Origin of the sequence: Allobosea sp. Root381 (genome assembly GCF_001429395.1) — a bacterium.
GTDB lineage: Bacteria > Pseudomonadota > Alphaproteobacteria > Rhizobiales > Beijerinckiaceae > Allobosea.
The window spans coordinates 218132-229877 of the sequence record NZ_LMJT01000001.1 but is presented as its reverse complement, the minus strand read 5'-3'; the positions used below and the strand labels follow the sequence as shown (position 1 = coordinate 229877).

General features: G+C 67.9%; 12 protein-coding genes. All 12 read right to left on the bottom strand.

The features are described 5' to 3' along the window. Positions 1 to 101: 101 nt before the first annotated feature. Positions 102 to 464 (bottom strand): PilZ domain-containing protein, encoded by a 363-nt coding sequence (locus ASE63_RS01115; RefSeq protein ID WP_056795213.1) that lies wholly within the window; start codon positions 462 to 464, stop codon positions 102 to 104. A 117-nt stretch (positions 465 to 581) separates the two neighbouring features. Beyond that, on the bottom strand, positions 582 to 1040 hold the full coding sequence (locus ASE63_RS01110) for a cupin domain-containing protein (protein ID WP_056795210.1): 459 nt from the start codon (positions 1038 to 1040) through the stop codon (positions 582 to 584). Positions 1041 to 1058: 18 nt separating this feature from the next. Beyond that, on the bottom strand, positions 1059 to 1757 hold the full coding sequence (locus ASE63_RS01105; protein ID WP_056795207.1) for an ABC transporter ATP-binding protein: 699 nt from the start codon (positions 1755 to 1757) through the stop codon (positions 1059 to 1061). 2 nt (positions 1758 to 1759) lie between these two features. Beyond that, complete coding sequence (locus ASE63_RS01100; RefSeq protein ID WP_056795203.1) at positions 1760 to 2509, bottom strand: ABC transporter ATP-binding protein; 750 nt, start codon at positions 2507 to 2509, stop codon at positions 1760 to 1762. Next, positions 2502 to 3485, bottom strand: coding sequence for a branched-chain amino acid ABC transporter permease (locus ASE63_RS01095; protein ID WP_082609547.1), 984 nt, complete (start codon positions 3483 to 3485; stop codon positions 2502 to 2504). Before ASE63_RS01095 ends, ASE63_RS01100 begins: the two co-directional genes overlap by 8 nt. Then, positions 3482 to 4408 (bottom strand): branched-chain amino acid ABC transporter permease, encoded by a 927-nt coding sequence (locus ASE63_RS01090; protein WP_056795200.1) that lies wholly within the window; start codon positions 4406 to 4408, stop codon positions 3482 to 3484. Before ASE63_RS01090 ends, ASE63_RS01095 begins: the two co-directional genes overlap by 4 nt. A gap of 95 nt (positions 4409 to 4503) precedes the next feature. After that, positions 4504 to 5688 (bottom strand): ABC transporter substrate-binding protein, encoded by a 1185-nt coding sequence (locus ASE63_RS01085; RefSeq protein ID WP_056795197.1) that lies wholly within the window; start codon positions 5686 to 5688, stop codon positions 4504 to 4506. A 249-nt stretch (positions 5689 to 5937) separates the two neighbouring features. Next, positions 5938 to 7020, bottom strand: coding sequence for a BMP family ABC transporter substrate-binding protein (locus ASE63_RS01080; protein WP_056795195.1), 1083 nt, complete (start codon positions 7018 to 7020; stop codon positions 5938 to 5940). A gap of 30 nt (positions 7021 to 7050) precedes the next feature. Further along, positions 7051 to 7962: an ABC transporter permease gene (locus ASE63_RS01075; protein ID WP_200962518.1), complete on the bottom strand. Its 912-nt coding sequence runs from the start codon at positions 7960 to 7962 to the stop codon at positions 7051 to 7053. A 268-nt stretch (positions 7963 to 8230) separates the two neighbouring features. After that, entirely contained in the window at positions 8231 to 9295 is a 1065-nt protein-coding gene (locus tag ASE63_RS01070) for an ABC transporter permease (protein WP_056796508.1), read from the bottom strand. Further along, on the bottom strand, positions 9288 to 10847 hold the full coding sequence (locus tag ASE63_RS01065; RefSeq protein ID WP_056795191.1) for an ABC transporter ATP-binding protein: 1560 nt from the start codon (positions 10845 to 10847) through the stop codon (positions 9288 to 9290). The genes ASE63_RS01070 and ASE63_RS01065 overlap by 8 nt, the downstream gene beginning before the upstream one ends. Further along, positions 10831 to 11673: a xanthine dehydrogenase accessory protein XdhC gene (gene xdhC / locus ASE63_RS01060; RefSeq protein WP_056795188.1), complete on the bottom strand. Its 843-nt coding sequence runs from the start codon at positions 11671 to 11673 to the stop codon at positions 10831 to 10833. The genes ASE63_RS01065 and xdhC overlap by 17 nt, the downstream gene beginning before the upstream one ends. Between the last annotated feature and the right edge of the window lie 73 nt (positions 11674 to 11746).

Genomic DNA, 11746 nt, shown 5'->3' with positions numbered 1-11746 from the left:
ATCCAGGAGGCGTAGAGCGCTGCCGCCCCTGGATTGCTTCGCTGCGCTCGCAATGACGGAACCGGCGCGGTCGAGCCGGTTCGAAGCCGGCCGTGAGAAGCTCAGCCAGCTTCCGTAAGCTGTGAGATCCGGGATTTCAGCCGGGCATTGTCCTGCTCGCAGGCCTTGAGGCGGCGCGCGAGATCGAGCGGCACGGGAGCCGACGCCTCCGGTATCGCGTCGAAGGCGACGCCGACGCGCTCGCCGTCGCGCCAGCGCACCCGCGCCGCATAGCTGCGCTGGCGCTGCGCGATCTCGAGATCGAAGGCGATGGGCAGCGCGACGGCGTCCGAGAGCAGAAGCATCGCGCCACCCTCCGAGAGGTTGCGGATGGTGCAGTCCAGCGTCGAGCAGCGCTGGTTGAAGGAGACACGCCCGCTCAGAAGGCTGCGCAGGCGAGGCGTCTTGCCGCGTTCCGTCGTCATCCCGTCGGTTCCGGCTCGGTCCATGCATCGCCGCGCAATCGCGGCTGCCCCATGGTTATGGCCTGCGGACCGACCGGACGCAGCTTTAAGCTTCGCTTAACCTTAACGGCCGCGCGTTCAGGCGCCTTCGGGCGGCGGCGGCAGGAAGTCGACCTCGTGCTTGGCCGAGAGCGCCACGACATCGGCCGGGTTCTGGTTCGCCATCGAATGGATGCCCCAGAACAGGTCGTAGAGGCGGGCGGTCGGCGAGACCCAGAACAGGCACTTCACGGTCGTGTCGCTCTTGTTGAACAGCCCGTGCGGGACGTTCCGCGGCAGCCGGATCAGGTCGCCGGGCAGGGCGTGGCTCTCGGCGCCGTCGAGCACGAGATCGAGCCGGCCCTCGAGCATGTAGATGAACTCGTCCTGCGTCGTGTGGATATGCGGCGGCACGAAGGTGCCGGGGGGGAAGGTGGCGTGCCAGGAGAAGGAATCCTCGCTGAGGGTCTTCGGCACATAGGTCTGGCCGAGAATGTTCCAGCTGATCTGGTCGAGACCTTCATTGGCCCGGGTCACCCCGGCTGTCAGCGGCTTCATGGCTTGTCCTCTCCGTACCTAGAAATGCAGGAAGCGGTCCTTGACCGCATGGTCGCTGCGCAGGTCGTCGCTGGTCCCGCGCCAGACGACGCGGCCCTTCTCCAGCACGACATGGCGGTCGGCGATCTTTGCCAGCGCATCGACGTTCTTGTCGATCACCAGGATCGACTCGCCCTCCGCCTTCAGCGCGGCGAGGCAGGACCAGATCTCCTGGCGGATGATCGGCGCCAGCCCCTCGGTCGCCTCGTCGAGGATGGTCAGTCGCGGATTGGTCATCAGCGCCCGGCCGATCGCCAGCATCTGCTGCTCGCCGCCGGAGAGCTGGTTGCCGCGGTTGGCGCGGCGCTCCTTCAGGCGCGGGAAGAAGGCGTAGATGCGCTCGACGTCCCAGCGCGGCTTGCCGAAGCGGTTGGCCGCCGTCGCGATCAGGTTCTCCTCGACCGACAGCGTCGGAAAGATCATCCGCCCCTCGGGCACGAGGCCGATGCCGGACTGCGCGATGCGGAACGGCGCGGCGCCCGTGAGGTCCCGTCCCGCAACGGTGACGCGCCCGGCCCGCGGCGGGATCAGGCCCATGATCGCGCGGATCGTCGTGGTCTTGCCCATGCCGTTGCGGCCCAGCAGCGTCACGACCTCGCCCTCGGCGATCGAGAGGTCGACCCCGAACAGGATCTGCGCCTCGCCATAGCCGGCATCGAGCCCTTCGACGACGAGCATCGCTAGCCCTCCTCACCGAGATAGGCTTCGCGCACGGCGGGGTCCGCCCGGACTGTCGCCGGATTGCCCGAGGCAATGACGCGGCCGTAGACCAGCACGCTCACCGTGTCGGCGAGCGCGAAGACGGCCTCCATGTCGTGCTCGACCAGCAGCATGGCGTAGCGGCCCTTGAGGCTGCGCAGAAGCGCGATCAGCCGCTCGCCTTCCTCGCGCCCGACGCCGGCGAGCGGTTCGTCGAGCAGGATAGCGGCGGGCTCCAGCGTCAGTGCCATGGCGATCTCGAGCGCGCGCTTCTCGCCATGCGAGAGGCTGCCGGCCAGGACATGGGCACGGTCGGCCAGGCCGACAGCCTCGATCGCCGCGCGGGCCGGGCCGTTCAGGCTCTCGTCATGCGCGGCATTGCGAAACAGCGCGAGCGGATGCGCCGCACGGGCCTGCACGCCGAGTGCGACATTCTCCAGCACGGAGAGGGAGGGAATCGTGGAGGTGATCTGGAAGGTGCGAGCGAGGCCGGCGCGGGCGCGCTTTTCCGGGGGCAGGGCGGTGATGTCGCGCCCGCGGAAGCTGATGCTGCCGGTATCGGGGCGCAACATCCCGGAAATCTGGTGGACCAGCGTGGTCTTGCCGGCGCCATTGGGGCCGATCAGTGCATGGAGTTCGCCGGGCGCGACCGAGAGGCTGACGCCGTCGGTGACCTTCAGCGCACCGAAGGTCTTTTGCAGCCCGGCGAGGACCAGGACCGGCTCAGTCATGACGGCCGAGCCCCAACTTGCGCAGCAGCCCGACCAGCCCGCCATGCGTGAACAGCACGAACAGCACGATCATCGGGCCGAAGATGACCTTCCAATGCTCGGTGAGCCCTGAAAGCACGTCTTCGGTCAGGAGGAAGGCGATCGCTCCGATGATCGCGCCATGCAGCGAGCCGACGCCGCCGAGCACGACCATGAAGATCAGCTCGCCCGAGCGCGGCCAGGACATGAAGGCCGGGCTGACGAAGTCGGTGTGGTTGGCGAGCAGGAAACCGGAGAGCCCCGCGATCATGCCGCTGATCACATAGGCCAGCAGCTGGATGCCCTTGACGCGGAAGCCCGTGACGGCGACCCGCGTGGCGTTCTCGCGTGCTGCACGCAGCGCGCGGCCGAAGCGCGAGGCGACGATGACGCTGATCAGGCCGTAGCAGGCGATCAGTACGCCGAGGACCACGTAGTAGAAGCCGGTCCGGTTCTTGAACGGCTCGAAGCCGAGGAGCGTGCTGCGCTCGTAGAGCGTCAGCCCGTCGTCGCCGCCATAGGCCGACAGCGCCTGCGCCAGGAAATAGACCATCTGCCCGAAGGCGAGCGTGATCATGATGAAGGTCACGCCGCGCGTGCGCAGCGAGACGGCGCCCGTGACCGCTCCGAACAGCGCGCAGAGCAGCACCACCACCGGCAGGATCAGCAGCGTCTCGGTCTGCCCCTCGGTGATCATGATGCCGGTGGCATAGGCCCCGATGCCGACGAAGGCGGCATGGCCGAAGGAGACGAGCCCGCCCACGCCGAGGATCAGGTCGAGCGAGAGCGCCGCTATGGCGAAGATCATCGCGCGCGTCAGCAGCGTCAGCCAGTGCGGGGGCAGGCCGAGCGACACCGCGACCGGCAGCAGCGCCAGCAGGGCGAAGAGGATGATGGCGATGACCGGCCGGCGACGGGTCGGAGCCGGAATCGCCGCCGCTGCGTCGGCGCTGCTCATGCGCGCCCCTTCGCCGGCAGCAGCCCCTCGGGCCGGACATAGAGCACGATCGCCATCACCAGATAGATCAGCATCGAGGACAGCGCTGCGCCTGCCGCCCGGGCGGAGGGCGCGCTCATGAACAGGCGCAGCAGGTCGTTCATGAAGGAGCGGCCAAGCGTGTCGACGAGCCCGACGATGAGCGCGCCGACGAAGGCACCGCGGATCGAGCCGATGCCGCCGACCACGATGACGACGAAGGCGAGGATCAGGATGTTGTCGCCCATGCCGGGTTCGACCGAGAGGATCGGTGCCGCCATGGCACCCGCGAAGGCCGCGAGCATGGTGCCGAAGGCGAAGACGATCATGAAGAGCTTGTTGATGTCGACGCCGAGCGCCGAGACCATGGGGGCGTTCGAGGCGCCGGCCCGCAGCAGCATGCCGGTGCGCGTCTTCTCGACGATGAACCAGAGCAGCGCGCCGACCGCGAGGCCTGACCCGATCAGCGCGAAGCGATAGGTCGGGTAGAGGATTCCGTCGAGCAACGCGACATTGCCGGCGAGGAATTCGGGCACAGGCACGGAGAGGGGCGCCGCGCCCCAGACGATCTTCACGCCCTGGTTGAGCAGCAGGATGAGCCCGAAGGTCGCGAGCACCTGGTCGAGATGGTTCCGTTCGTAGAGATGCCGGAACACCAGGAATTCGAGCGCGAGCCCGATCACCAGCGCGGCCGCCAGCGCCAGCACGAGCCCGAGTACGAAGCTCCCGGTCAGCGAGACGAAGGTCACCGCCAGATAGGCGCCGAGCATGTACTGCACGCCATGCGCCAGGTTGATGAAGTCCATCACGCCGAAGACGAGCGTCAACCCGGCCGCGACCAGGAACAGCAGGATGCCGAGCTGGAGGCCGTTCAGGAGCTGGACGATGAGGAGGCCGGTGGTCATGTCATATCGCCCGTCATGCTCGGGCTCGACCCGAGCATCTCAGTAAAGAGATTCTCGGGTCTGCGCTACGCTTCGCCCGAGAATGACGAAAAGGCTCACTTCAGCCCGCAATCCTTCGCATGCGGATCGGCGTAATCCGTGAACACCTTCTCGGCGATCTCGGTCTGGAACTTGCCGTCCGGCCGCTTGGCGACCTTGACGAGGTAGAAATCCTGGATCGGATAGCCGTTGGTGTTGAACTTGAACTTGCCGCGCAGCGAGGTGAAGTCCGCCTTCTTGATCGCGGCGCGCAGCTTGTCCTTGTCGCCCGTGCCGCCGGCCGCCTTGACGGCGGAGTCGATCAGCATCGCCGCGTCATAGGCCTGCTGGGCGTAGGAGCCGGGCACGATCTTGTAGGCCGCCTCATAGGCCGCGACGAACTCCTTCGTCTGCGGGTTGTCCATGTTCGGCGCCCAGGTCATGCCGCCGAACAGGCCAACCGCCGCATCCTGCTGCGCCGGCAACGTCGATTCATCGACCGTGAAGGCGGACAGGAACGGAATCTTCCCCTGCAAACCGGCCTGCGACCACTGCTTGACGAAGTTGACGCCGAGGCCGCCGGGCAGGAAGGCGAAGACGACGTCCGGCTTGGTCGAGGCGATCTTGGCGAGGTCGGAGGCGAAATCCATCGAGGTCAGCGGCGCATAGACCTCGTCGACGACCTCGCCCTTGAAGTAGCGCTTGAAGCCGGCGAGCGAGTCCTTACCCGCCTGATAGTTCGGCGCGATGATGTAGGCGCGCTTGTAGCCCTGGTCCTGTGCGTATTTGCCCAGCACCTCGTGGACCTGGTCGTTCTGGTAGGAGGTGACGAAGAAGTTCTGGTGGCAGCCCTTGCCGGCCATGGTCGAGGGGCCGGCATTGGGGCTGATCAGGATCGCGCCCGAATCCAGCACCGGCTTGGCGATGGCGCCGAGGATGTTGGAGAAGACCGGGCCGACGACGAAGTCCGCCTTGGCGGATTCGACATAGCTCTTCACCTTGGTGACGGCGACGTCCGGCTTCAGCTCGTCGTCGATCACCGTGATCTGCACCGGCACGCCGCCGAGCTTGCCGCCGTTCTTGTCGACCGCGAGCTGGAAGCCGTCGCGGACCTGCTGGCCGAGCGCGGCAGCCGGGCCGGTCAGCACGCTGACGACGCCGATCTTGATCGGCTCCTGCGCCTGGGCCGAGGCGAACTGAGCGGAGGCGAGGCCCAGAGCCAGCAGGCCGGCACCGAGCGAAAGCGAGAATTTGAGCGTCATGTCGGTTGTCCTCCCGGGACGAGCGAGAAAGCGACGGCGCGGCAGGGGTCCCCTCGACCTCCTTGACCGCGCGATGGGGCATATTGTTTCAAGCTTAAAATATCTGCAAGGGGCTTTGCGAGAATACGAGACGTCGAGAAAAGCGCGTCATTCTCGGGCGTAGCGAAGCGCAGACCCGAGAATCTCCTGACCGGAAGGCACTGGATCCGAGATGGTCGGGTCAAGCCCGACCATGACGCTCTTGCGACCTCAGGCCTGCACGCCATCCACATACCAGTCCATCTTGGACAGCATCTCGTCGGAAGCCGTCTCCCCGGCCTTGAGGCGCACCACGCCCTTCTGGTCCTTGAGTTCGCCGGTGAAGGGGTGGAGCGTGCCGGCCACAATGCCCTTCTGGACCTCGTCGGCCGCGGCGCGGGCCGCCGGCGTCACCGCGTCGTTGTAGGGCGCGATCTTGACCATACCGTCCTTGATGCCGCCCCAGACGTCGCCGGACTTCCAGCTGCCGTCCATGACCTCCTTGACGCGCTTGATGTAGTAACCCGACCAGTCGTCGACGATCGCGGTCAGATGCGCCTTGGGCGCGAAGGCCTTCATGTCGGAGGCCTGCCCGAAGGCGAAGACGCCGCGCTGCTCGGCCGCCTGCAGAGCGGCGGGGCTGTCGGTGTGCTGGGTGATCACGTCCGCCCCCTGGTCGATCAGCGCCTTGGCCGCGTCGGCCTCCTTGGCCGGATCGTACCAGGTCGAGGCCCAGATCACCTTGGTCTTGAAGTTGGGGTTCACCTTGCGGGCGGCCAGCGTGAAGGCGTTGATGCCCATCACCACTTCCGGGATCGGGAAGGAGGCGATGTAGCCGGCCTGGCCCGATTTCGACATGTGCCCGGCGATGGTGCCGATCACGGCGCGGCCCTCATAGAAGCGGGCATTGTAGGTCGCGAGGTTCTCGGCGCGCTGATAGCCGGTCGCATGCTCGAATTTGAGCTTCGGGAATTGCTTGGCGACCTGCACGGCCGAGTTCATGAAGCCAAAGGAGGTCGCGAAGATCAGCTGGTTGTTCGCCTGCGCCAGCTGGCGCAGCGCGCGCGCGGCGTCGGGGCCCTCGGCGACGTTCTCGATGAAGCTGGTCTTGACCTTGGCGCCGAATTCCTTCTCCAGCGCCAGCCGGCCCTGGTCATGGGTCCAGCTCCAGCCATGGTCGCCGACCGGGCCGACATAGATGAAGCCGACGCCCAGCGGCGCCTGGGCGCGCGCGCCGCTGCCGATCAGCGGCAGTGTGGCGGCCGCGGCACCGGCGCCGAAATTGAACCTGCGGCGCGTGATGATGGAGGTCATGTCGTCTCTCTCCCGCTTGCGTGGCCGGCGTCAGGACGCCGAGAAGGGTTTGCCGAGGCAGGCAGGCGCATCGGGCCGGCCGGTCCTTCGTCCTAGCGACATCATGGTCAGAACCGCAATCGTCGCAAGGTAGGGGGTCATCGCCAGGAACTCGGGCGCGAGCCAGGTCACGCCGGCGGCCTTGGCCTGAAGTTCCAGTGTCATCACGGCACCGAAGAGATAGGCGCCGAGCAGCAGCCGCCCGGGCCGCCAAGCGGCGAAGACGACGAGGGCGAGCGCGATCCAGCCGCGCCCGGCGGTGAGCCTGTCGGCCCACATCGGCGTCAGCGCCAGCGAGAAATAGGCCCCGCCGAGCCCGGCGAGCGCCCCGCCGAAGGCGACCGCGGCATAGCGGATGGCGAGCACCGGATAGCCGATCGCATGGGCCGAAGCCGCATTCTCGCCGACCGCGCGCAGGATCAGGCCGGGACGGCTGCGCCGCAGGAACAGGCTGACGGCGAGCACCAGCGCGAGCGACAGATAAACGACGATGTCGTGTCCGAAGATCGCCTTCAGGAGAGGATGCTCCGAAAGCCCTGCCGGAAACACCGGGCCGAGCCGCTCGATGGTGCGGCCGACGAAGCCGGCGCCGATCAGCGAGGAGGTCCCGATGCCGAAGATCGTCAGAGCAAGGCCCGTCGCGACCTGGTTGGCGGTGAGCGACAGCGTCAGCACGGCGAAGATCATCGCCGTCGCCACCCCGGCGGCGATCGCGGCGAGGAGGCCCAGCCCGACGCTGCCGCTGCTGAAGGCAACCGCGAAGCCCGCGACCGCGCCGCACAGCATCATGCCCTCGACGCCGAGATTGAGAACGCCGGACTTCTCGACGACGAGTTCGCCCAGCGCCGCCAGCAGCAGCGGCGTCGAGGCGGCGACGAGCGTCATGAAGATCGAGACGAGCATCTCGGGGGTCATGGGGCGCCCCCTGCCATTCCGGGGCTTCGCGAAGCGAAGAACCCGGAAGCCACGACTGGGGGAGCCCATTGCTCCTGCGTCATTCTCGCCCTTGTGGCGAGAATCCACGTCTTGAACACCGAACTGCTCAGGAGGAGGCGTGGATGGTCGGGACAAGCCCGACCATGACGGGTTTTCCGTTCCGCCCGGTCGTGGGGTCCGGGTTCGCCGCTGCGCAGCGCCCCGGAATGACAAGGCTGGGCAATCGAACGTGCTCTCATGCCGCGCGCGCCTTCCAGACGATGCGGTACTTCACCAGCACGTCGGTCGCGAGCAGCATGAACAGCAGCAGGGCCTGGAACATGCCGGTCGCGGCCTGCGGCAGCCGGACGGTCGATTGCGCGATCTCGCCGCCGACATAGGTCGCTGCCAGCACGATGCCGCCGAGCACGATGCCGAGCGGGTGCAGCCGGCCGAGGAAGGCGACGATGATCGCGGTGAAGCCGTAGCCGACCGGAAACTGCGGCGTCAGCTGGCCGAACGGGCCTGCGGCCTCGAAAAGGCCGGCGAGGCCGGCGAGCCCGCCGCTCGCGAGCAGCGTCGCCCAGGTCACCGTCCCGGCGCTAAAGCCGCCATGGCGCGCCGCGGCCGGCGCGAGGCCGACGACCTTGACGGCGTAGCCCGCGGTCGTCCGCTCCAGGACCAGCCAGGCGACGAGGGCGATCAGCAGCGCCACGGGGATGCCGAGATGGACGAGCGAGCCCTCCATCATAGCTGGCAAGGTCTGGTCGGCGGTGAACATCCGCGTCTGCGGGAAATTGAAGCCGTCCGGGTCCTTCCACGGTCCGCGGACGAGGAAATACAGCACCTGCACCGCGACATAGGTCAGCATCAGGCTGGTCAGGATCTCGCTGACCTGGAGCCGCACGCGTAGCAGGGCCGGGATCGCGGCCCAGGCCATGCCGCCGAGGACGCCGGCCAGCGCCATGGCGGGCAGGATCCACCAGCCGGTCATCTCATAGGTCGCGAGCGCGACGCCGGTGCCGGCGATCGCCCCCATGATGTACTGCCCCTCGGCACCAATGTTCCAGACATTGGCGCGGAAGCCGATGGCGAGGCCGAGCGCGATCATCACCAGCGGCGCGGCCTTCACCCCGAGATCGGCCCAGCGTTGCGGCTCCAGGAACGGCCTGAGGAAGATGCTCTCGACGCCGTGGAAGCCGTCATAGCCCATGGCGGTGAAGACGATCATGCCGAGCAGCATGGTCAGCGCAATGGCGATCACCGGGCTGAGCCAGAGCATCGCGGAAGAGGGCTCGCGGCGCCGGCGCCATTCAAGCATGGGCGGCTCCCGCAGCCGGGCCGGCTTCGCCATGGATGCCGCCCATCATCAGCCCGATCTCGTCGATGCCGTAGCTTGCCACTGCGCGCGGCGGCGAGAGGCGTCCCTCATTGATGATGCAGAGCCGGTCGGAAAGCTCGAGCAGCTCGTCGAGATCCTGCGAGATCACGACGACGGCCGAGCCCTTGGCGGCGAGGTCGACCAGCTCCTGCCGGATCGCCGCGGCCGCGCCCGCATCGACGCCCCAGGTCGGCTGGCAGACGACGAGCACGCCCGGCTCCTGGCCGATTTCGCGGCCCATGATGAATTTCTGCAGGTTGCCGCCGGAGAGGGACTGAGCCGGCGCGGCTGGGCTCGTGGTGCGGACGTCGAAGCGCTTGATGATGGCGTCGGTGAAGCGCAGCACGTCGCGGCCGCTGATCACGCCGAGTGGCGCCAGCGGCAGGCGGTGGCGCGCGGTCAGCACGGTGTTCTCGGCGAGGGAAAAATCCGGCACCGCGGCATGGCCGTTGCGCTCCTCTGGCACGCAGGCGAGGCCGAGCGCCCGGCGCGGGCCTGCGCCGAGCTGCCCGACTGGTTTGCCGTCGAGCAGGATCGCCTCCGACCGCTCCGCCAGCCGCTCGCCTGAGAGGGCCGTCAGCAGCTCCGACTGGCCGTTGCCGGCGACGCCTGCGATGCCGAGGATCTCGCCGGCGCGCGCTTCGAAGGACAATCCTTCGAGATCGGTGCCGAAGGGCGGCTCGCCGGGCAGCGAAAGGCCGGCGACGGCGAGGCGTGCCGCTCCTGCCCGGTCGCCCGCCGCGCGCTCAAGCTGGCGCAGTTCCGCGCCGATCATCAGCTCGGCCATGCGTCGCGTGGTCTCAGTTCGCGGATCGCAGCTCGCGACGACCCGGCCGCCGCGCAGGATCGTCGCGGTCTCGCAGAGCGCTTTGATCTCGTCGAGCTTGTGCGAGATGTAGAGGATGGCGCAGCCCTCGGCGGCGATCTGGCGCAAGGTGCCGAACAGCTTCTCGACCTCCTGCGGCGTCAGCACCGAGGTCGGCTCGTCCATGATCAGGAGTTTTGGCTTCTGCAGCAGGCAGCGCACGATTTCGATGCGCTGGCGCTCGCCGACCGAAAGCGTATGAACCTCGCGCTCGGGATCGAGCGGCAGCGAATAGCTGTCCAGGATTGCGGCGACGCGGGCCTTCAGCACGTCACGGTCCACGGCTTCGTCGAGGCCGAGCGCGATGTTCTCGATCACCGTCATCGCGTCGAACAGCGAGAAGTGCTGGAATACCATGCCGATGCCGAGTTGCCGCGCGGCTTTCGGGGAGGGGATCGAGACAATCTCGCCGTCCCAGGCGATCGAGCCCTCATCGGCCTGCTGGACGCCGTAGAGGATCTTGACGAGTGTCGACTTGCCGGCGCCGTTCTCGCCGAGCAGGGCGTGGATCTCGCCGCGCCCGACGCTCAGGCTGACGTCGTCATTGGCCTTCACGCCGGGAAAGCTCTTCGAGATATGGGCGAGCGCCAGCCGCGGCGGCACCTTCTGCTCATGCGGCTGGTTCATCTCGGGTCCGTCTCGACTTTGTCCGCTGCCGGATTACAAGCAAGCAACGCACCAGCTCGGCTGCCGTCAAGGCCGCGATCACCTCGGGGCGCTTGTCGTCCACATCGGAACCGCCGATCGGGCAGGTTAGGCGCTCCAGCGTCTCCGTGCGGCCGCCGGCGCGCAGGTAAGCGCTCTCGAAACGGGCGCGCTTGGTGGCGGAGCCGATCATTCCGACGTAAGCCGCATCGCCCCGTGCCAGCGCCGCCTCGGCAAGGCGGTAGTCGAGCGCGTGGCTGTGGGAGAGGACGACGAAGGCAGCGGAAGACGGTGCGGCGTCCACCGCCTCGACCGGATCGGCCATGCGGATGCATGTGATGCCGGCCGGCAAGCCAGCAAGCACATCGTCGCGGTCGTCGATCAGGCTGACCGCGAAGGGCAGGGCGGCCAGCGCCTGCGCGAGGGCGCGGCCCGTATGGCCGGCACCGAAGATCATGACGACGGGTCGCGCCGCGGCCACGGCTTTCTCCCGCGCCGCGATCATCGAGAGATCGGCGGCGGTGGCGCGACGGAGCGAGATGGCGACGCGCCCCCCGCAGCACTGGCCCATCTGCGGGCCGAGCGGAATATCGAGCGCACGCTCCCTCGCGCGCCCAGCCAGCATCTCGCGGGCGACGTCGATGCAGTGGAACTCGAGTTGCCCGCCGCCGATGGTGCCGGCGGTCGCTCTGGAGGTTACGGCCATACAGGCGCCGGTCTCCCGCGGCGTGGAGCCTTGCGCCGTCTCGATGCGGACGAGGATGACGCCCTCGTGCCGGTGCGTTTCGAGGAAGGGGGCGAGGCTCATGGCCACCTCCCGCGGCTTCTCCCCCCAGAGCGCGCGGAACCCCTCTCCTGTAAGGAGAGGGGCAGGGGTGATG

Excerpts from the sequence above, each read along its gene's own strand:
- ASE63_RS01115 (WP_056795213.1), bottom strand. The coding sequence starts at position 464 with ATGACGACGGAACGCGGCAAGACGCCTCGCCTGCGCAGCCTTCTGAGC.
- ASE63_RS01110 (WP_056795210.1), bottom strand. The coding sequence starts at position 1,040 with ATGAAGCCGCTGACAGCCGGGGTGACCCGGGCCAATGAAGGTCTCGAC.
- ASE63_RS01105 (WP_056795207.1), bottom strand. The coding sequence starts at position 1,757 with ATGCTCGTCGTCGAAGGGCTCGATGCCGGCTATGGCGAGGCGCAGATC.
- ASE63_RS01100 (WP_056795203.1), bottom strand. The coding sequence starts at position 2,509 with ATGACTGAGCCGGTCCTGGTCCTCGCCGGGCTGCAAAAGACCTTCGGT.
- ASE63_RS01095 (WP_082609547.1), bottom strand. The coding sequence starts at position 3,485 with ATGAGCAGCGCCGACGCAGCGGCGGCGATTCCGGCTCCGACCCGTCGC.
- ASE63_RS01090 (WP_056795200.1), bottom strand. The coding sequence starts at position 4,408 with ATGACCACCGGCCTCCTCATCGTCCAGCTCCTGAACGGCCTCCAGCTC.
- ASE63_RS01085 (WP_056795197.1), bottom strand. The coding sequence starts at position 5,688 with ATGACGCTCAAATTCTCGCTTTCGCTCGGTGCCGGCCTGCTGGCTCTG.
- ASE63_RS01080 (WP_056795195.1), bottom strand. The coding sequence starts at position 7,020 with ATGACCTCCATCATCACGCGCCGCAGGTTCAATTTCGGCGCCGGTGCC.
- ASE63_RS01075 (WP_200962518.1), bottom strand. The coding sequence starts at position 7,962 with ATGCTCGTCTCGATCTTCATGACGCTCGTCGCCGCCTCGACGCCGCTG.
- ASE63_RS01070 (WP_056796508.1), bottom strand. The coding sequence starts at position 9,295 with ATGCTTGAATGGCGCCGGCGCCGCGAGCCCTCTTCCGCGATGCTCTGG.
- ASE63_RS01065 (WP_056795191.1), bottom strand. The coding sequence starts at position 10,847 with ATGAACCAGCCGCATGAGCAGAAGGTGCCGCCGCGGCTGGCGCTCGCC.
- xdhC (WP_056795188.1), bottom strand. The coding sequence starts at position 11,673 with ATGAGCCTCGCCCCCTTCCTCGAAACGCACCGGCACGAGGGCGTCATC.